At 61.0% G+C, this 19,563-nt stretch carries 14 protein-coding genes and 2 pseudogenes; 1 reads left to right on the top strand and 15 read right to left on the bottom strand.

The features are described 5' to 3' along the window. Window positions 1-157: 157 nt before the first annotated feature. The 6 genes and pseudogenes from AB1462_RS03175 to AB1462_RS03150 all read right to left on the bottom strand — a co-directional run. Entirely contained in the window at window positions 158-958 is an 801-nt protein-coding gene (locus AB1462_RS03175; RefSeq protein ID WP_090401003.1) for a transporter substrate-binding domain-containing protein, read from the bottom strand. A 184-nt stretch (window positions 959-1,142) separates the two neighbouring features. Continuing rightward, window positions 1,143-3,715: pseudogene (gene mdoH, locus AB1462_RS03170) on the bottom strand (glucans biosynthesis glucosyltransferase MdoH); the annotation flags it as partial. Beyond that, window positions 3,708-5,444, bottom strand: coding sequence for a glucan biosynthesis protein G (locus AB1462_RS03165; protein WP_090409810.1), 1,737 nt, complete (start codon window positions 5,442-5,444; stop codon window positions 3,708-3,710). The gene AB1462_RS03165 and the pseudogene mdoH, both read right to left, overlap by 8 nt. A gap of 266 nt (window positions 5,445-5,710) precedes the next feature. Next, complete coding sequence (gene dtd, locus AB1462_RS03160; protein WP_012721783.1) at window positions 5,711-6,148, bottom strand: D-aminoacyl-tRNA deacylase; 438 nt, start codon at window positions 6,146-6,148, stop codon at window positions 5,711-5,713. Beyond that, the gene (gene pip / locus AB1462_RS03155; protein ID WP_027605045.1) at window positions 6,145-7,116 is read right to left on the bottom strand and encodes a prolyl aminopeptidase; all 972 of its coding nucleotides are present in this window, start codon (window positions 7,114-7,116) and stop codon (window positions 6,145-6,147) included. Before pip ends, dtd begins: the two co-directional genes overlap by 4 nt. 103 nt (window positions 7,117-7,219) lie before the next feature. Next, window positions 7,220-7,432, bottom strand: a pseudogene (locus AB1462_RS03150) (hypothetical protein); the annotation flags it as partial. 201 nt (window positions 7,433-7,633) lie between these two features. Here AB1462_RS03150 and AB1462_RS03145 point away from each other — a divergent pair. Then, complete coding sequence (locus tag AB1462_RS03145; protein WP_367246141.1) at window positions 7,634-8,140, top strand: hypothetical protein; 507 nt, start codon at window positions 7,634-7,636, stop codon at window positions 8,138-8,140. Between the two features lie 55 nt (window positions 8,141-8,195). Here the strand turns inward: AB1462_RS03145 and hutG are convergent, their stop codons facing one another. The 9 genes from hutG to hutU all read right to left on the bottom strand — a co-directional run bounded on the left by hutG (window position 8,196) and on the right by hutU (window position 19,479). After that, window positions 8,196-8,996, bottom strand: coding sequence for an N-formylglutamate deformylase (gene hutG, locus AB1462_RS03140; protein WP_367246140.1), 801 nt, complete (start codon window positions 8,994-8,996; stop codon window positions 8,196-8,198). Between the two features lie 11 nt (window positions 8,997-9,007). Continuing rightward, the gene (hutI, locus tag AB1462_RS03135) at window positions 9,008-10,213 is read right to left on the bottom strand and encodes an imidazolonepropionase (protein ID WP_090401008.1); all 1,206 of its coding nucleotides are present in this window, start codon (window positions 10,211-10,213) and stop codon (window positions 9,008-9,010) included. A gap of 15 nt (window positions 10,214-10,228) precedes the next feature. After that, window positions 10,229-11,767 (bottom strand): histidine ammonia-lyase, encoded by a 1,539-nt coding sequence (gene hutH / locus AB1462_RS03130; protein WP_259193458.1) that lies wholly within the window; start codon window positions 11,765-11,767, stop codon window positions 10,229-10,231. A gap of 33 nt (window positions 11,768-11,800) precedes the next feature. Then, window positions 11,801-13,309 (bottom strand): histidine ammonia-lyase, encoded by a 1,509-nt coding sequence (gene hutH / locus AB1462_RS03125; protein ID WP_259193459.1) that lies wholly within the window; start codon window positions 13,307-13,309, stop codon window positions 11,801-11,803. Window positions 13,310-13,425: 116 nt separating this feature from the next. Then, the gene (locus AB1462_RS03120; protein ID WP_090401011.1) at window positions 13,426-14,250 is read right to left on the bottom strand and encodes a glycine betaine/L-proline ABC transporter ATP-binding protein; all 825 of its coding nucleotides are present in this window, start codon (window positions 14,248-14,250) and stop codon (window positions 13,426-13,428) included. Then, the gene (locus AB1462_RS03115) at window positions 14,247-15,098 is read right to left on the bottom strand and encodes a proline/glycine betaine ABC transporter permease (RefSeq protein WP_090401012.1); all 852 of its coding nucleotides are present in this window, start codon (window positions 15,096-15,098) and stop codon (window positions 14,247-14,249) included. Before AB1462_RS03115 ends, AB1462_RS03120 begins: the two co-directional genes overlap by 4 nt. A gap of 71 nt (window positions 15,099-15,169) precedes the next feature. Next, complete coding sequence (locus AB1462_RS03110) at window positions 15,170-16,135, bottom strand: ABC transporter substrate-binding protein (RefSeq protein WP_259193460.1); 966 nt, start codon at window positions 16,133-16,135, stop codon at window positions 15,170-15,172. Window positions 16,136-16,204: 69 nt separating this feature from the next. Then, entirely contained in the window at window positions 16,205-17,665 is a 1,461-nt protein-coding gene (locus tag AB1462_RS03105; RefSeq protein WP_090401014.1) for a cytosine permease, read from the bottom strand. A 143-nt stretch (window positions 17,666-17,808) separates the two neighbouring features. Beyond that, a complete protein-coding gene (gene hutU / locus AB1462_RS03100) occupies window positions 17,809-19,479 on the bottom strand; it encodes a urocanate hydratase (protein WP_053140434.1) in 1,671 nt (556 codons plus the stop codon). Window positions 19,480-19,563: the final 84 nt, after the last annotated feature.

Raw genomic sequence — 19,563 nt, 5'->3', positions numbered from 1 at the left:
TGCGATCCTAACCCACTCGTTGCCCGTCACAAAGGTTTCGCGGGTAATTGTTGTCGGCGTATGTCGGAAAAACCTCACAGCGCTGCGGCGAACCGCAGGGGTAGACGCACGCGCAAGCTGAGCCGGCAACGGATTGATGTGTAAGCAGTTATGACCCTCAGTCGATTTCTGCCATCCACGCAGCGTCCTTGAACCACTTGTCATGCAAGCGATCATAGGTGCCGTCCTGGGCCACCTGATTCAGGAAATGATTGATCCAGTTAATGCTGTCGAAATCGCCCTTCTTTACCCCAAACGCGAGGGGTTCAAAGGTAAAAGGTTGTTGCAGTGCCAGCAGTGCGCTGTTCTCCGCCCGGCTGACCGCGATCAGGTTGTAGGGCGCGTCATGGATAAAGGCATCGGCCTTGCCTTCGACTACCTGGCGAACCCCCTCCTCCGGCGTGGTAAAACTGCTCAGGCGGGCCGCCCCCAGAAACCGTCGCGCCGCGGCTTCACCGGTAGTGCCTACGGCGGTCGCGATTCGATAATTTGCATCGTCCAGGTCTTCAACGCTACCGACCTTGTCGACCAGACTGGGATGCAGCAGCACGGTCTGGCCCACCACGATAAAGGAGTCGCTGAAGTTCAGCTTCAAGTTACGCTCCTGGGTGACGGTCATGCCGCTGCCGATAAGGTCGAACTTTTTTGCCAGCAGCCCCGGCAGCAGCTCGGTATAGGGCACAGCGACCAGTTCAAGTTCCACACCCAGGGCCTGGGTCATCACGGTCAGCAAGTCAATTTCAAAGCCGACAATGCGCCCGTGTTTATCGATCATTTCGAAGGGAACGTAAGTCGGTGTGGTGCCCACCTTGAGTACGCCGCGCCGGACGGCGTCGTCAATCGCCCCCGCGTGTATCTGGCTGATTTGAATCAGTGCAGCAGCGCCAATCAGCAATGCCGAACAATACTTTCCGAGCATGAATCCCCCAGCGGTCAAGAAAATCTGGGGGGCGATCCTAACCCAGTCGCAGGCACGCAAATACGCCGCGAACAAAGGTCTTTTGTTTCGAAATAACAAGGCGTTAGGAAAACAAGGAAGAAGCAGGAAACACTGTAGGACCAGCGCTTCGAACACCCCCGAAGTGAACCTTCGGGGGTGTCTGAATCAGGCCGTTTGGGCCTGGGACGACAGCGGCTGCAGCGGCAGTAAAGGCGCGTGCGGGTCAGCCTTGATCGAATCACGCCAGGCAGCGAGCCACTCGGCATGGCCTTCGCTCCAGATCTGCTCGTGCAAGCGCGCCAGTGCCACCGGATCACTGAGCAACGCCAGGCGTTCGCCGTTATTGAGGCCGGCAGGGCCGACTTTCAACGCGTGGCGCACACGTTCGGCACGCAGGTACTCGATCGGCTCGGCCTGACCGTGACGCGAGGTCGCCAGGGCACAGGCCAGGGCGTTCTGCTGCGGGTCGACCACCGAGCGCACAAAGCCGTCTTTCAGCGCGTGCCAACGGTTTTCATGGGTGTACTTGTCGGTGGACAGCAACGCTTGCGGCGGATTGTATTCCTCAGGGATCAGGAACAGGCTCTCATCGCGGGACTTCAGACCGAGGTTGACCCGACTGGAGATCACCGACACCGGGATCGACAACATCAGCGAACCCACGATCGGTACCAGCCACCACAGGAAGCTCGGGTTCAACCACACCACCAGCAGCGCCCAGAAGAAGCCGAGCAAGGTCTGCGTACCGTGACGCTTGATCGCTTCGCCCCACGGGGTGGAGTCGTCATCACGCTGCGGCGAGTTCCAGGTCGCGGCCCAGCCGAGGAACGCGGCGAGCACGAAACGGGTGTGGAAAATCATCCGCACCGGCGCCAGCAGCATGGAGAACAGCATCTCCAGCAGCATCGACATCGTCACCTTGAACTTGCCACCGAACTCTTTCGCGCCCTTGGCCCAGATCAGGATGATGCTCAGCAACTTTGGCAGGAACAGCAGCACGATAGTGGTGGAGAACAGCGCCACCGCCTTGTCCGGATGCCATTGCGGCCACAGTGGGTACAGCTGGCGTGGCGCCATGAAGTACTGCGGCTCCATCAGGGTGTTGACCGCCAGCAAGGCCGTCGACAGCACCAGGAACAAGAACCACAACGGTGCCGACAGGTAGGACATCACGCCGGTCAGGAACACCGCGCGGTGCACCGGGTGCATGCCCTTGACCAGGAACAGGCGGAAGTTCATCAGGTTGCCGTGGCACCAGCGACGGTCACGCTTGAGTTCATCCAGCAGGTTCGGCGGCAGTTCTTCGTAGCTGCCCGGCAGGTCGTAGGCAATCCACACGCCCCAGCCGGCACGGCGCATCAGCGCGGCTTCAACGAAGTCGTGAGACAGAATCGAACCTGCGAACGCGCCTTTACCCGGCAATGGCGCCAGGGCGCAGTGCTCGATAAACGGTTTCATGCGGATGATCGCGTTGTGACCCCAGTAGTGGGATTCACCCAGTTGCCAGAAGTGCAGGCCGGCGGTGAACAGTGGGCCGTAGACGCGGGTGGCGAACTGCTGCATGCGCGCATACAGGGTGTCCATGCCCGACGCACGCGGCGCGGTCTGGATAATCCCCGCATCCGGCGTGGCTTCCATCAGGCGCACCAGACTGGTCAGGCATTCGCCGCTCATCACGGAGTCGGCGTCGAGAACGACCATGTATTTATAGTCACCGCCCCAACGACGGCAGAAGTCGTCGAGGTTGCCGCTTTTACGCTTAACGCGACGGCGACGGCGGCGATAGAAGATCTTGCCGAAGCCACCCGCCTCACGGCACACGTCGAGCCAGGCTTGCTGCTCGGCGATACAGATGTCGGCCTCGTTACTGTCGCTGAGCACGAAGAAGTCGAAACGATCGAGGTCACCGGTCGCGGCCACCGATTCGAACGTCGCACGCAAACCGGCGAATACTCGCGGCACGTCTTCGTTGCAGATCGGCATGACCAGCGCGGTACGCGCGTCTTTCGGGATCGGCTCATCGCCGGCACTTTTACCGGAAATCCGGTATTTATCGTGGCCGGTGAGCAGTTCGAGGAAGCCCATCAATGCGGTCCAGAAACCGGCCGAGACCCAGCAGAACAAGATCCCGAACATGATCAGGATGCTGGTTTGCAGGGCGTAAGGCAGCACCTGGGTGGCGGTTTGCAGCAGGGTCTGGTTGCGGATCTCGTCGAAGTCGACCAGCGACCAGCCCTGGTACGGCATGATGCCTTTCATGTACCAGCCGGCCACGATGGTCTGGCCGAGCATCAGCACCAGCAGGATGTAACGACGGATCGAACCCACGGTACGCCAGCGGGCCGCCGGCAATACGCGCTCGTCCTTCGGCGGGGTCGGCGGGTTGCTGCGGCCGGTGATCCGACGCCAGCCGCGCACCAGGATATTGGTGCGCCAGGGCTCAGGCACCACGCGGGTACGCCGAATCGGCGGCGTGGCCTTGAGGCACACGCGCCCACTGGCGTCGAGCCCCAGCATTTCAGCGTCTTGCAGCTCTTCGGCCGTGTTGAGGGTCAACCGGCGGCCAACCGACGCCTGGGCGGCGTCGACTGGCGCATCGAACACTTTGGACGACAAGCGCTCGTGCAACTCGGTGAAGGATGTGCAGCCCGCCAACTCGGCGCGCTGCTCAGCGGTCATCGGAAGATGCGCCAGGTACTCGGACAGAGTCTCGGGCGTTACTTGAGAATTACTCATCGGCAGGCAACTGATAGCTCCAGGTTTCGGTCAGGACTTGCTCGGTCTTGATCGGCTCCGGTGTGGCTGGGGCAGCTTCTGGCTGCTTGGCTTCCTTGTCTTTCGCGTCTTTCTTGGCCTGTTTCTCGTGTTGCTTGGCCAGGACCTTGTCGGCCTTGAGCACTTGGGTCGAAACCTGCTCAGGCTCAGGCTGCACGATGTCCTGCACCAGCGACGCACGCATTTCGGTCGGTTTGCCTGCGTCCTTGATCTTCATGCGCAGGGTCAGGCGCCAGCCTTTGGTGTGCTCGTTGTAACGCACGCTGTTTTCTACCAGTTCAGCGTTGTCACCTACGCTCACCTGGCTACGCACCGGGGCGTCCGGCAGCAGTTTCTTCAGGGCCGGGCCCTCGAAGTCGACCAGGTACGCCACGCTGCCGTCCGGCTGACGGATCAGGTTGGATTGCTTCACGTCACCGGTGGAACGCAGGGTCTGCTTGACCCAGGCACTGTCCGGCGAGTGGAACGCGGCATCGTCGAGGGTCCAGTGCAGGCGATAGGCTATGTCCAGCGGCTTGCCGACTTCCGGCAATTGGGCCGGGCTCCAGAACGCAACGATGTTGTCGTTGGTTTCATCGGCAGTCGGGATCTCGACGAGGTCGACGGAACCCTTGCCCCAGTCGCCTTCAGGCTCGATCCAGGCGCTTGGGCGCTTGTCGTAGTTGTCGTCGAGGTCTTCGTAGTGGCTGAAGTTGCGGCCGCGTTGCAGCAGGCCGAACCCACGCGGGTTCTCCACGGTGAAGTTGCTGACCGACAGGTGTTTAGGGTTGTTCAGAGGGCGCCAGATCCACTCGCCGTTGCCGGCATGGATCGACAGACCGCTGGAATCGTGCAGCTCGCGACGGTAGTTGAGCACCTTGGACGGCTGGTTGGCGCCGAACAGGAACATGCTGGTCAACGGGGCAACGCCCAGCTTGCTGACCTTGTCGCGCAGGAACATCTGGGACTTCACATCGACAACCGTGTCGGTGCCCGGACGCAGGATCAGGCGATAGGCGCCGGTCGCACGTGGGGAATCGAGCAGGGCAAAGATCACCAGGTGCTTGTCACCCGGCTTTGGACGTTCGATCCAGAACTCGGTGAAACGCGGGAATTCTTCGCCGGACGGCAGCGCGGTATCGATTGCCATGCCACGGGCGGACAGGCCATAGACCTGATCCTTGCCGACGACGCGGAAATAGCTGGCGCCGAGCATGGTCATGATTTCGTCTTGCTTGTCGCCCTTGTTGATCGGGTACAGCACACGGAAACCGGCATAACCCAGCTGTTCGGTGGCTTTAGGATCAAATTTGACGTCACCGAAATCGAAGCGCGTCGGGTCGTACTTGATTTCCTGGACGCTGTCGGCGGTCACTTCGTTGATTTTCACCGGTGTATCGAAATGCATACCCTGGTGATAGAAGGACAGCTTGAACGGGGTGTTCTGATCGGCCCATTCGGCTTTTTCGTTGCGGAAACGAATCTTCTGGTAATCCGCGAATTTCATTTCGCGGAATTCGTTCGGCAGATTGCTGCGCGGAGCTTCGTATTTCTGCCCGGCCAGCTCTTTTGCCTTGGCCGACACATCATCCAGACTGAATGCCCACAGTTGACCCGCGCCGAACAGGCAAAACAGGGCGGAGCCCGTCACCAGTGCGTTTCGTAACCGTTTGGCAGACAATTTTGGTGCATTACAGGGACTAACAATCACGAGCAACCCTCGCCGAAAACAGATCAAAAAACCAACGGCCAGCTATCTATATGCCAGGTTGGCGAGCATTGTTCCGACTCCCCTGGGGCAAAATGATTCCCCTGAGGCTATCGGGCAAGTCTCTACCTAAGTCAAAAATGGACCAAACAACGCTGATCCCCGTAGCGCGCGATTATCTAGTAGCCCGCGAGACAACGCATCAGGGACAACGAAGTATTTGTAGCGAAACCCTACGTTTTTAGGCATTAAAGTCGTTTTTAATACATTCATGTCTGTAAGAGAAAGGTCACAGGGCCATCATTGACCAAATGCACCTGCATATCTGCGCCAAAACGCCCCGAGGCCACCTTGCCATGCAATTGTTGCGCTTGTAACAGCAAGTGATCAAAAAGCGCCGCTCCCAGGGCCGGCGGCGCAGCGGTGGAGAAGCTCGGCCGCAGGCCGCTCTTGGTATCCGCCGCCAGGGTGAACTGCGACACCAGCAGCAATCCCCCATCGATATCCTTCAACGACAGGTTCATCTTGCCCTCGTCGTCGCTGAACACCCGGTAGTTAAGCAGCTTGTGCAGCAGTTTGTCGGCGCTCTCGGGCGTATCTGAAGGTTCGACGGCCACCAGCACCAGTAAACCCTGGTCGACCGCCCCGACAATTTCGCCCGCCACTTCGACACGGGCGCCACGCACCCGTTGCAGCAAGCCCTTCATGCTTCTTCTGGCGGCAGATCAAGCAGGCGCCGTGCCATTTCGCCGGTCGCGCGTACCAGCGCATCGGTAATACCGGGCTCGGACGCCGCATGGCCCGCTTCGCGGATGACCTGCAGTTCGCTGTTGGGCCATGCCTGATGCAGTTCCCAGGCGTTATCCAGAGGGCAGATCATATCGTAGCGGCCATGGATGATTACGCCAGGCAGATGGGCGATCTTGTGCATGTCGCGAATCAGCTGGTTGGGCTCCAGGAAGGAGTTGTTGGTGAAGTAGTGGCATTCGATACGCGCGATGGACAGCGCGCGCTGAGGCTCGGAAAAACGCTCCACATGCTGCGGGCTCGGGCACAGGCCCAGCATGCGCCCTTCCCAGCCGGACCAGGCCTTGGCCGCGTGCATCTGGGCGATCTGGTCGTTGCCGGTCAGGCGCTTGTGGTAGGCGGCGATCATGTCGTGACGTTCATCGGCAGGGATCGGCGCGATGTAGTCCTGCCAGTAATCCGGGAACAGGCGGCTCGCACCGGCCTGGTAAAACCATTCGATGTCCTGTGGGCGCGCGAGGAAAATGCCGCGCACGATCAGGCCATGCACACGCTCAGGGTGGGTTTGCGCGTAGGCCAGGGCCAGCGTCGAACCCCAGGAGCCGCCGAACAGTACCCATTTGTCGATGCCAAGATGTTCGCGGATGCGCTCAAGGTCGGCGACCAGGTCCCAGGTGGTGTTGTTTTCGAGGCTGGCGCGCGGGGTGGAACGGCCGCAGCCACGCTGGTCGAACGTGACGATGCGATACAGGTTGGGATCGAAATAGCAGCGGCTCTGGGCATCGCAACCGGCGCCAGGGCCACCGTGAATGAATACGACAGGCAAGCCTTCGGGGGAGCCACTTTCATCGACGTAGAGCGTGTGGGTGTCATCGACGGCCAGATCGTGCCGGGCGTAGGGTTTGATCTGCGGGTACCAAGTCTGCATTGCGCGCTCCGTAGGGGGTCGGGTTCATCCCTGGGGGGACGTCTTTTATTTTGCCGTCTGGCACTATAAACCCGAATTGTGCAATGAGCATGTCCTTGAGCGCTTAGAGCTGTGTCAGCAACTGGCCATGCAGGTAATCCCGCAGATAGCCAGACAGTTGCAAATCCTCGGAAGGCTCGCGCAGCCATTGCCTGACGACACCCTGTGGCGACTCGCGCTCCGTGGTCGGCACCCTCCACTGGCTTTCCTGGGCTGCGGTGAAGGTCAAGCTTTGCAGCGTTCGATTGGCATTCGGGCGACGCTCGGTAAAGCCCGGCACCGCTTTCGGTAGACGAGATGTGGCGACAGGGATTTGCACGGTGGCGGCCCACGCGGCAAATAGCCGAAGTCAAATTAATCAACCTGCACATAGAGCAAAACAATATACAAACCTGTGAAAACTAACAGTAGACGTGCATTTCGCCGTCACGGCCTACTGTGTCAGGCAGCATTCATAAACTGTTTGATGGAGGCACCCATGAACACTCCAAATAGCCAACAACTTTCGGGAGAGGAATTTAAAGCTATTGTCAGGTACGAAACTCGAAATGAGCCATTTAAAGCCGAGAAAGTAACCATTAAAGAAGCCATTGATAAAAACGGCATCGAATGCTGGTCAATCATTGCCTTTCAAGAGGTCGTCAATGAACAAACCGGCAGCCTCGAACTGTATGGCATCCACCTGTATATTTCTAAGGACCTCTCAGTCCCACCCCGTAAGATAGGGGGCGCGTTGCAGCCGCCCAGTGCCTTGATAAACACCGCGATCTACTTCAAGGTCCTAGATAAAATACCTGACCCCGATCAAGATCTGGACACTCAGGAACTACACCTGAGCCTTGACGGATTGCTGGTGGACTTTTGGGAAGTCGACAACCGCAGAGTTCAAGGATATTTTTACTTCTCATCTCTTGATATTTATAAAAAACCGCTCCACATAGTTGGCCACTTTAATATCCTCAACAAAGAAAGCCACGCAATTTGATACTCAGCAATGGCAACAGTGCGATCTTTAAAAGTTTAAAGATCGCACTGACTTATCAACGGTAACGTGAGTTACCCCATGACATTAATCCTTCCAGTAGCTCTCTGAGCACACGACGCGTCGGCTCAGCCAAATCCTCGCGGTAACGGAACGGCTCGAACTCTTCCATATAGGTGCTCTGGCATAACTCCAGCTGCACGGCGTGGATATGCTGCGCCGGGGCGCCGTAGTGCCGGGTGATATGGCCGCCCTTGAAGCGCCCGTTCAAGACGTGAGTGTACTGAGGGTGGGTGGCGCAGATGGCCTCGAGCTGGCTGGCCAGTTCCGGATCACAGGCGGTGCCGTTGAAGGTGCCCAGGTTGAAGTCCGGCAGTTTGCCGTCGAACAGGTGCGGGATCACCGAGCGGATGGAGTGCGCATCGAACAGCAGCGCATAACCGAACTCGGCCTTAAGACGGGCGAGTTCCTCTTGCAGCGTGCGGTGATACGGGCCCCAGATCTTTTGCAGGTAACTGGCGCGTTCGGTCTCGTTCGGTTCCAGCCCCTCGCGGAACAACGGCACGCCGTCGAACAGGGTGGCCGGGTACAAGCCGGTGGTGGCGCCCGCGTACAAAGGTTTGTCGTCAGAAGGCCGGTTCAGGTCGACGACAAACCGCGAATACTCGGCCGCCAGGGTGCTGGCGCCCAGCTCTTCGGCAAAGTCATACAGTGCGGGTATGTGCCAATCGGTGTCCGGCAGGCTTTGCGCTTCAGGGATCAACCCGGCTTCCACCGCAGGCGTCAGGCGCAGGCCGGCGTGGGGCATGCTGATCAGCAGCGGCACACGGCCTTGTTTGAAGTTCAGAACCTTATCCACAGCAATGCTCCTTACACAGTGACGTCGACGCCGTGGCGCACGACGCGTTTATCCAGCTCGCCGCCCAGCCAATAGGCGAGGTCGGCGGGGCGATCAATCTGCCAGGCGACAAAGTCGGCAACCTTGCCCACTTCCAGGGACCCATGGGTGTCGCCCATGCCAAGGGCGGTGGCCGCATGTTGCGTGGCACCGGCCAGGGCTTCTTCGGGGGTCATACGGAACAGGGTGCAGGCCATGTTCAGCATCAGGCGCACCGACAAAGCCGGCGAGGTGCCGGGGTTGAGGTCGCTGGCGATGGCGATCTTCACGCCGTGTTTGCGCAGGGCGTCCATCGGCGGCAGTTGGGTTTCGCGCAGGAAGTAGAACGCGCCCGGCAGCAAGACGGCGACGGTGCCCGCAGCGGCCATGGCGATGGCATCTTCTTCGGTCATGAATTCCAGATGATCCGCCGACAAGGCGTGGTAACGCGCCGCCAGGCTGGAGCCGTGCAGCGACGATAGTTGCTCGGCGTGCAGCTTCACCGGCAGGCCGAGTTGCTGGGCGACCTTGAACACGCGCTCAACCTGCTCGGTGGAAAACGCCAGGTATTCGCAGAACGCATCCACCGCATCCACCAGCCCTTGCGCCGCCAAGGCCGGCAGCATCTCGGCGCAGATGTGCTCGATGTAATCGTCGGCGCGATCCTTGTACTCCGGCGGCAATGCATGGGCGGCCAGGCAGGTGGCACGCACGCTTACGGGCAACGCTTCGCCAAGGCGACGGGCCACGCGCAGCATTTTGCGTTCATTGGCCAGGTCCAGGCCGTAGCCGGATTTGATCTCCACCGTGGTCACGCCGTCACGCAGCAAACTGCGCAGGCGCCTTTCGGCACTGGCAAACAGTTCATCTTCCGTCGCAGCACGGGTAGCGCGTACGGTGCTGGCAATACCGCCGCCCTGGGCTGCGATATCGGCATAGCTCACGCCCTCGAGGCGCTGCTCGAATTCGCCGCTGCGATTGCCGCCAAACACCGTGTGAGTGTGGCAGTCGATCAGCCCGGGGGTGACCCACGCGCCTTGCAGGTCATGTACCTGGGCGTAATCCGCCGTCGGTACTTCGCTGCGGGGGCCGATCCACTCGATGAGCGAGCCGGCAGTCACCATGGCGGCATCCTCGATGATCGAGTATTTGCCCTGGGCCATGGTTGCGACGTGGCAGTGTTGCCAAAGGGTTTTCATCGATGCCTCCTCGGGTTACAGGCTCGGCAGCAACTTGGCCGGCACCAGCTCATTCAGGCAGCGGCTGGCGAGCAGTTCGCTGGCGGCGATGATGTCCGGGGCAAAGAAGCGGTCCTTGTCGTAGAACGCCACCTTGGTGCGCAGGATGCCACGGGCCTTTTCCAGTTTCGGCGAGGTTTTCAGGCCTTCACGCAGGTCCAGGCCCTGGCACGCGGCCAGCCATTCCACCGCAAGGATGCCGCGCGTGTTCTCGGCCATTTCCCACAGGCGCTTGCCGGCGGCCGGGGCCATCGACACGTGGTCTTCCTGGTTGGCGGACGTCGGGATGCTGTCGACGCTATGGGGATGGGACAGCGCCTTGTTCTCGCTGGCGAGTGCGGCAGCGGTCACCTGGGCGATCATGAAACCGGAGTTCACCCCGCCATTGCCCACCAGGAACGGCGGCAGTTGCGACATGTGCTTGTCCATCATCAGCGAGATACGACGCTCGCTCAGGGAGCCGATTTCAGCGATGGCGAGGGCCATGTTGTCAGCGGCCATGGCCACCGGTTCGGCGTGGAAGTTGCCACCGGAGATCACGTCACCCTCAGCGGCAAATACCAACGGGTTGTCGGACACGGCGTTGGCTTCGACCACCAGCACCTCTGCCGCCTGGCGCAACTGAGTCAGGCAGGCACCCATGACTTGTGGCTGGCAGCGCAGGGAATACGGATCCTGCACCTTGTCGCAGTTCTGGTGCGACTGCGACACCTGGCTGCTCTCACCCAGCAGGTCACGGTAGGCCGCCGCCGAATCGATCTGCCCACGTTGACCGCGAGCCGCATGAATACGTGCGTCGAACGGCGAGCGCGAGCCCAACACCGCTTCCACGGTGAGGCCACCGCACGCCAGGGCACCGGCGAACAGGTCTTCGCCTTCGAACAGGCCACGCAAGGCATAGGCGGTGGACACCTGGGTGCCGTTGAGCAGCGCCAGGCCCTCCTTGGCGGCGAGGGTCAGCGGCGTCAGGCCGGCGACTTTCAGCGCGTCGGTGGCCTCCAGCCATTCACCCTTGTAGCGCGCCTTGCCTTCACCCAGCAGCACCAGGGACATGTGGGCCAGCGGCGCCAGGTCACCGGAAGCGCCCACCGAACCTTTCAACGGAATATGCGGGTACACCTCGGCGTTGATCAGCGCGATCAGCGCGTCGATCACCTGCCGACGAATCCCGGAGAACCCACGACTGAGGCTATTGACCTTGAGCACCATGACCAACCGCACCAGCGCATCGCTGATCGGCTCACCGACGCCGGCGGCGTGGGACAACACCAGGGAACGCTGGAGGTTTTCCAGGTCTTCGCTGGCGATACGGGTCGAGGCCAGCAGGCCGAAACCCGTGTTGATACCGTAGGCGGTGCGGTTCTCGGCGAGGATCTGTTCCACGCAGGCCACACTGGCTTCGATCTGGGCCGAGGCACTGTCATCCAGACTGAGGGTTACCGGCTGCTGGTAGATAGCCCGCAGCTGGGCGAGGCTCAGTTGGCCTGGAATCAGGTTTAGCGCAGTCACATTCATACTCCTTGTGAATTATTCTTTTGAAATAAGTGTTCAGTGCAGATTCGGTAATGCGGTGTCTTTGAGCACCTTGGCGGCGCTCGCAATATCCGGCGCCAGCCAACGGTCCTGCTCATAGGCCGGCACCACTTCACGCAACAGGCGCCAGGCCCTGTCGGTGCCCGCGCCGAAGCGTTGGTCTTTCAAAAATTCGAAGGCCTGGGCCGCCAGCAGGTACTCGATGGCGAGGATCTGGGTGACATTGGCCAATACCTGATGCAGCTTGAGCGCGGCGTTGGTGCCCATGCTCAGGTGGTCTTCCTGCAGCCCCGAGGTGACGAAGTTGTCGAGCACCGCCGGTTGCGCCAACTGGCGGTTCTGTCCGCACAGTGAGGCGGCGACGTACTGCACGATCATCATCCCGGAGTTGACCCCGGGGTTGCTCACCAGGAACGCCGGCAGGCCGCTGACGTGCGGGTTGATCAGGCGGTCGAGGCGGCGTTCGGCGACCGAGCCGATTTCGGCCATGGCAATCGCCAGCATGTCGGCGGCCAGGGCGACGGACTGGCCGTGAGGGTTGGCCTGGGACACCACGCGGTAGTGGTCCGGCGTGCCGAGCACCAGCGGGTTGTCGGTGGCGCTGTTGAGTTCGGTCTCGATCTGGCGAGTGGCGTGTTCCACCTGGTCGCGCGCCGCGCCGTGGATCTGCGGGATCGAACGGATGCTGAGGGCGTCCTGGGTGCGGATGCCTTTGCTGCTGGCGATCACTTCACTGCCATCGAGCAACGCACGCAGGTTGCTGCCGACATGCTGCATGCCCGGGTGCGGCTTGAGGGCGATGATTTCTTCGTCGAAGGCGTCGATCTGGCCGCGCTGGGCCTCGAAGCTCATGGCGCCGATCACGTCGGCCCATTGCAGCAAATGATGGGCGTCGGCCAGGGCCAGGCAGCTCAGGCCGGTCATGCACGGCGTGCCGTTGACCAGGCACAGGCCATCCTTCGCGCCGAGCACCACCGGCCGCAAACCTTCTTCGTCCAGGGCCTGTTGCGCCGCGACGATCTGGCCGCGATAGCTCACATTACCAACACCCAGCAACGCCACGCCGACATGGGCCATATGGGTCAGGTAACCCACCGAGCCCTGGGACGGTACTTGCGGCGTGATGCCGTGATTGAGCAGCGCCAGCAGCGAATGCACCACCTGCGGATGCAGACCGGATTTGCCGTGGCTGTAGTTGATGACCGCCGCGCAGATGATCGCGCGGGTCTGCTCGTCGCTGAGTACCGGGCCGACGCCACAGGCGTGGCTCAACAGGGTATTGCGCGACAGCTGGCTCAGTTGCTCGCCCTCAAGCGACACGTTGCACAACGCGCCCAGCCCGGTGTTCACGCCGTAGGCGCGTTCGCCGCTGGTAACGATGCGCTGCACGATGGCCTGGGCATTGTCGATACGCGCCCAGGCCTGGCCCGAGAGTTCAAGCACCGCGCCGTGACGGGCCACGGCGACCACGTCCTGCCAGCGCAAGGGAGTGTCGGCGATGATGATTTTTGCTGCCTGGGACATTGTTGACCTCTTCATATTCTCTACAGCTTTACCGGCCTCATCGGGGCCAGCCCCCTCCCACGGGGGAATGCATTCCAAATGTGGGAGGGAGCTTGAGCCTCACCACAGAACCTGGGTCAGACCACCGCCGCGCGCCGCTGAACAAACCGATCCACATACTCATCCGCTGGCGAGTGCAGGATCTCTCGCGGCGTGCCGACCTGAATCAGCCTGCCGTCCTTGAGGATCGCAATGCGGTTGCCGATACGCACGGCCTCGTCGAGGTCGTGGGTGATGAACACGATGGTCTTGTGCAGGGTCTTTTGCAGCTCGAGCAACTGGTCTTGCATCTCGGCACGGATCAGCGGGTCGAGGGCGCTGAAGGCTTCGTCCATCAGGATGATGTCGGTGTCAGCGGCCAGCGCGCGGGCCAGGCCGACACGCTGGCGCATGCCGCCGGAGAGCTGGTGCGGGTATTTGTTTTCGTAGCCCTTGAGGCCCACGGTTTCGATCCAGTGCAGCGCGCGCTCGGCACAGACCTGCTTGGTTTCGCCACGCACCTTGAGACCGTAGGCGACGTTGTCGAGCACGCTCTTGTGGGGCAACAGGCCGAAGCTCTGGAACACCATGCTGATCTTGTGGCGACGGAATTGACGCAGGCCGTCCATGTCCAGCTGCAGGATGTCTTCGCCGTCCACGAGGATCGCGCCGCTGGTGGGGTCGATCAGGCGGTTGAAGTGGCGTACCAGCGTGGATTTGCCCGAGCCTGACAGGCCCATGATCACGAAGATCTCACCGGTGCCGATGCTCAGGGACAAATCGTTCACACCGACCACGCAGCCGGTCTCGGCCAGCACCTGGTCCTTGGTCTTGCCCTGGCCGACCATCGCCAGCGCCTCCTTGGAGCGGGCGCCGAAGATCTTGAAGACGTTTTTAACTTCGATTTTGCTGACAGTAGTCATTTGCTCGCCTCATGCCGTGGACGACCATAGGCCTGGGTAATGCGGTCGATGACCACTGCGAGAATCACGATCGCCAGCCCGGCTTCGAGGCCACGGCCGACGTTGAGGGTCTGGATGCCGACCAATACGTCTTCACCCAAGCCACGGGCGCCGATCATCGAGGCGATCACCACCATCGACAACGCCATCATGGTGGTCTGGTTGATACCGGCCATGATGCTCGGCAGCGCCAGCGGCAATTGCACGCCAAACAGCTGTTGCCAGCGGTTGGCGCCGAAGGCGTTAATGGCCTCCATGACTTCGCCGTCGACTTGGCGAATGCCCAGGTCGGTGAGGCGAATCAGCGGCGGCGCGGCGTAGATCACCGTGGCGAAGATCGCCGGCACCTTGCCCAGGCCAAACAGCATCAGCACCGGGATCAGGTACACGAAGCTGGGCATGGTTTGCATGATGTCGAGCAACGGCATCAGCACCGAGCGCAGGCGATTGCTGCGCGCCGACAGGATGCCCAACGGGATGCCGATCAGCACCGAGATCACCGTGGCGACCATCATCAGCGCGAGGGTCTGCATCAGCTTGTCCCACAGGCCGACCGCGCCGACCAGGAACAGCAAACCGACGATCACCGCCGTGGTCAGCACCTTGCGGGTGGCATGCCAGGCAATTGCGCCGACGATGGCCAGCATCAGCCACCAAGGGGCGGCACGCAGCAACCCTTCCAGGTTGACGATGGCCCACAGCAGGGTGTCGGAGATTTGCCGGAACACATCGCCGTAGTTGGTGACCAGTGAATCCACCCAACCATTGACCCAGTCGGCGATGGAAAACGTAAAACTCTCAGGAAACATAGCGTGCTCTCGATCCAGTGGGTTGTGGCCAGGCGCCCGGCTACCCATGAGGGTAGCCGTGCACACTTGACCTACAAGGCCGCGTCGATTTTCTTGGCTGCCTCGTCGCTCACCCAGGCGTGCCAGACTTCAGGATGTTCCTTGAGGAAAATTTTCGCCAGTTTCGGCGACTCAATCCGCTCTTTGGCCATGCGACCCAGGTTCTGGTTCAGCAGGTCGATAGGCAGGTTGACTTTTTCCAGCACGGCCACCAATTCCGGGGCTTGTTCGTGGAAGGTCTTGGACAGGCCGACCTTGATGCTCACGGTCTTATCCACACCGGGTTTTTCTTCCAGCTTGACCAGGTCGACCTGGCCCATCAGCGGGGTTGGCGACCAGTAGTAGAACAGGATCGGCTCGCCGCGCTTGTAGCTCGACAGCACTGCCGCATCCAGCGCCGGGCCGGTACCTGGGCGGAAGTTGGTGTAGGTGCTTTCCAGGCCGTAGCTCTTGAGCATTTCGCTGTTGTCCAGCTCGCAGGTCCAGCCGGCCGGGCAGTTGTAGAAACGGCCCTTGGACGGTTCTTCCTGGTCCTTGAACACCGAGGCGTACTTGGACAGGTCGGCGATGTTTTTCAGGCCCGGCGCCTTGGGTTCAAGCTTGCGCTTGGCGTCGCCTTCGATCACGTAGCGCGGTACGTACCAGCCTTCGATAGCGCCCACTACAGGGGCACCGACACCGACGACTTTGCCGGCCTTCTCGGCCTTGTTCCAGACTTCGCTGCGGCCGACCCATTCTTCGGCAAACACTTGGATGTCGTTGCTGCTCAGGGCGTTTTCCATGGTGATGGAGTTGCCTGGCAGACTGTCGGTTTTGCAGTCGTAGCCTTTTTCCAGCACGGTTTGCAGGATGTCGGTGAGCAACATGCCGCTTTCCCAGTTCAGGCCGGCGAATTTCACCGGTTTGCCGGATTCACACCAACCGGCCGCCTGGGCACCGGCAGTGGCCAGCAAACCCGCAGAGAATACGGTGGCCAACAGGGTCTTATGCATTTTCATTGTTGTGACGCTCCCAATCATGAAATGGATTACGGCAGTCAGTAGGCATCCAGCCCTGTCCACGTCCCCTCAGGCCTGTGTAACCAGCCCGTTTGTCGTCGTTGGTACAGCGCCCTGCTCTTTCGGCAGGATCAGGTGTTCAGGGTGTGCGGCGGGCCACTTTTTCGCAGCCCAGTAGTACAGCGCGGCGGGAAGCACCAGGCCGATGATCCAGGAAATATCCACATCGCCCAGGGCCGCCACCAGCGGGCCGGTGTAGAACTTGGTGGAGATGAACGGCAATTGCACCAGCACGCCAACGACATACACGCTGATACCGAGCAGGTTCCAACGGCCATAGCGCCCGTTCGGATCAGCCAGCGCAGGTACGTCGTAGCGATCGCGGGTGATGCAGTAGTAGTCGACCAGGTTGATCGCGCTCCATGGCGTAAAAAACGCCAGCAGGAACAAGATGAAAGACTTGAACGCCCCCAGGAACGAGTGCTGCCCGAGCAAGGCGATCAGGGTCGCCGTACCGACGATGGCCAGCACGAACACCAGACGCTGCACGCGCGTGACCTCCAGGCGACCCCGAAAGCCGCTGATGATGGTGGCAATGCACATGAAGCTGCCGTAGGAGTTCAGCGTGGAGATGGTGACCTTGCCGAATGCGATGCTGAAATACAGCAGTGCGGCAGTCGCCCCAGTCCCGCCCAGGCCCACGATGTAGGCCACTTCGTGACCGGCAAATTGCCCGTTGGACATGGCCGCGGCAAACACGCCGAGGATCATCGCCACCTGTGCGCCAACCACCGAACCTGCGCCTGCGGCAAAAAAGGTTTTCAGCGAGGACGTCTGGCTCGGCAGGTAGCGTGAATAGTCCGCCACGTAAGGGCCGAAGGCGATTTGCCAGGAGGCCGCGAGCGACACCGCCAGCAGAAAACTGCTCCAACTGAAGTGGCGGATTTGCAGGAGCGCGCCAACGTCGGCCTGGCTCATCAGACGGCTGAACAGGTAGACAAAGGCAATCACGCCAATGACGCTGGCAACCCGACCGATAAAGTGGATCACCCGGTAGCCAAGCACCGTGACCAGCACGATGACACTGGCGAAGATCAAGATCCCGACGCTGTCGCTGACGCCAAACAACTGGCCCAGCGCCTGGCCGGAAAGCACCGTGCCCGTTGCGGTGAAACCCAGGTACATCAAGCACACCAGTACGATTGGGATCGCCGCGCCATAAACCCCGAACTGCACCCGGCTGGAGATCATCTGCGGCAGGCCCAGCTTGGGCCCTTGCGCCGCATGCAACGCCATCACGCCGCCGCCCAGCAGTTGACCGATCAACAGACCGATCAACGACCAGAACACATCACCGCCCAGCACCACGGCCAAGGCCCCGGTGACGATCGCGGTGATCTGCAGGTTGGCACCCAGCCACAGGGTAAACTGGCTCAATAGACGACCGTGTCTTTCCGCTTCCGGGATGTAGTCGATCGAACGTTTCTCGATCAACGGGGTGGTGCTTGCACGCGCGTCATTTGCAGCCATCGGTGTTCAACCTCTGATGGATTGTGTTTGGGGGTCGCCGCCACTCAACTGTGGGAGGGGGCTTGCTCCCGATAGCAGTGGGTCAGTCACCAGACCTATTGGCTGATACACCGCCATCGGGAGCAAGCCCCCTCCCACATGGGTTACTTGATCATCGGAAGATTGAGACCCTGCTCCTTGGCACAATCGATCGCGATCTGGTAACCCGCGTCCGCATGGCGCATCACACCCGTGGCCGGGTCGTTGTGCAGCACGCGGGCAATGCGCTCGGCCGCTTCGTCGGTGCCATCACAGACGATCACCATGCCGGAGTGCTGGGAGAAGCCCATGCCGACGCCGCCGCCGTGGTGCAGCGAAACCCAGGTCGCGCCGCTGGCGGTGTTGAGCAAGGCGTTGAGCAGTGGCCAGTCGGACACGGCGTCGGAACCGTCCTGCATGGATTCGGTTTCGCGGTTGGGGCTGGCAACCGAGCCGGAGTCGAGGTGGTCACGGCCGATCACCACCGGTGCCGACAGCTCGCCGCTGCGCACCATCTCGTTGAACGCCAGGCCGAGCTTGGCGCGCTGGCCCAGGCCAACCCAGCAGATACGCGCCGGCAGGCCCTGGAAGCTGATGCGTTCGCGCGCCATGTCCAGCCAGTTGTGCAGGTGGGCGTCGTCGGGGATCAGCTCTTTGACTTTGGCGTCGGTCTTGTAGATGTCCTGCGGGTCGCCCGACAGCGCAGCCCAACGGAACGGGCCGATGCCACGGCAGAACAGCGGGCGGATGTACGCCGGTACAAAGCCTGGGAAGTCAAAGGCGTTTTCCACCCCTTCTTCCTGCGCCATCTGGCGGATGTTGTTGCCGTAGTCGAAGGTCGGAATACCTTGTTTCTGGAATTCCAGCATGGCTTTGACGTGCACGGCCATCGACTGCTTGGCGGCCTTGATCACGGCAGCCGGTTCGGTCTTGGCGCGGGCGCGGTATTCGTCCCAGGTCCAGCCGGCCGGCAGGTAACCGTTGAGCGGGTCGTGAGCGCTGGTCTGGTCGGTGACCATGTCCGGGCGCACGCCACGCTTGACCAGTTCCGGCAGGATTTCAGCGGCGTTACCCAGCAGCGCAATGGAGATGGCCTTGCCTTCCTTTGTGTACTTGGCGATGCGGGCCAGGGCGTCGTCGAGGTCGGTGGCTTGTTCGTCGACATAGCGGCTGTTGAGGCGGAAATCGATGCTGACCTGCTGGCATTCAATGTTCAGCGAGCATGCGCCGGCCAGTGTCGCGGCCAAAGGCTGGGCACCGCCCATGCCGCCGAGGCCGGCGGTGAGGACCCAACGGCCCTTCAAGTTGCTGTCGTAATGCTGGCGACCGGCTTCGACGAAGGTTTCGTAGGTGCCCTGGACGATGCCCTGGCTGCCGATGTAGATCCAGCTGCCGGCGGTCATCTGGCCGTACATGGCCAGGCCCTTGGCATCCAGTTCGTTGAAGTGTTCCCAACTGGCCCAGTGCGGCACCAGGTTGGAGTTGGCGATCAGCACGCGCGGGGCGTTGCTGTGGGTCTTGAACACGCCGACCGGCTTGCCGGATTGCACCAGCAGGGTTTCGTCGTCATTCAGGTTGGTGAGGCTCTCGACGATCTGGTCGTAGCACTCCCAGTTGCGCGCTGCACGGCCAATACCACCGTACACCACCAGTTCTTTGGGGTTCTCGGCCACTTGCGGGTCGAGGTTGTTCATCAGCATGCGCAGCGGCGCTTCAGTCAGCCAGCTTTTGGCGGTGAGCTTGTTACCGCGGGCGGCGCGGATTTCGACGTCACGGTATTTTGTAGGCTTGGTCACAACAAGAACTCCTCGGCGATCGATGCGCGAACATGGATGGTGCGAAGGAGAGTCTTACGCACACATCTTTACTTGTACATACAA

This window comes from Pseudomonas sp. SB113, assembly GCF_040754745.1.
GTDB lineage: Bacteria > Pseudomonadota > Gammaproteobacteria > Pseudomonadales > Pseudomonadaceae > Aquipseudomonas > Aquipseudomonas grimontii.
This window is presented reverse-complemented; position numbering and strand designations above follow the sequence as displayed.

Excerpts from the sequence above, each read along its gene's own strand:
- AB1462_RS03105 (WP_090401014.1), bottom strand. The coding sequence starts at position 17,665 with ATGGCTGCAAATGACGCGCGTGCAAGCACCACCCCGTTGATCGAGAAA.
- AB1462_RS03120 (WP_090401011.1), bottom strand. The coding sequence starts at position 14,250 with ATGACTACTGTCAGCAAAATCGAAGTTAAAAACGTCTTCAAGATCTTC.
- AB1462_RS03175 (WP_090401003.1), bottom strand. The coding sequence starts at position 958 with ATGCTCGGAAAGTATTGTTCGGCATTGCTGATTGGCGCTGCTGCACTG.
- hutH (WP_259193459.1), bottom strand. The coding sequence starts at position 13,309 with ATGTCCCAGGCAGCAAAAATCATCATCGCCGACACTCCCTTGCGCTGG.
- hutI (WP_090401008.1), bottom strand. The coding sequence starts at position 10,213 with ATGAAAACCCTTTGGCAACACTGCCACGTCGCAACCATGGCCCAGGGC.
- AB1462_RS03115 (WP_090401012.1), bottom strand. The coding sequence starts at position 15,098 with ATGTTTCCTGAGAGTTTTACGTTTTCCATCGCCGACTGGGTCAATGGT.
- pip (WP_027605045.1), bottom strand. The coding sequence starts at position 7,116 with ATGCAGACTTGGTACCCGCAGATCAAACCCTACGCCCGGCACGATCTG.
- hutH (WP_259193458.1), bottom strand. The coding sequence starts at position 11,767 with ATGAATGTGACTGCGCTAAACCTGATTCCAGGCCAACTGAGCCTCGCC.
- AB1462_RS03110 (WP_259193460.1), bottom strand. The coding sequence starts at position 16,135 with ATGAAAATGCATAAGACCCTGTTGGCCACCGTATTCTCTGCGGGTTTG.
- AB1462_RS03145 (WP_367246141.1), top strand. The coding sequence starts at position 7,634 with ATGAACACTCCAAATAGCCAACAACTTTCGGGAGAGGAATTTAAAGCT.
- dtd (WP_012721783.1), bottom strand. The coding sequence starts at position 6,148 with ATGAAGGGCTTGCTGCAACGGGTGCGTGGCGCCCGTGTCGAAGTGGCG.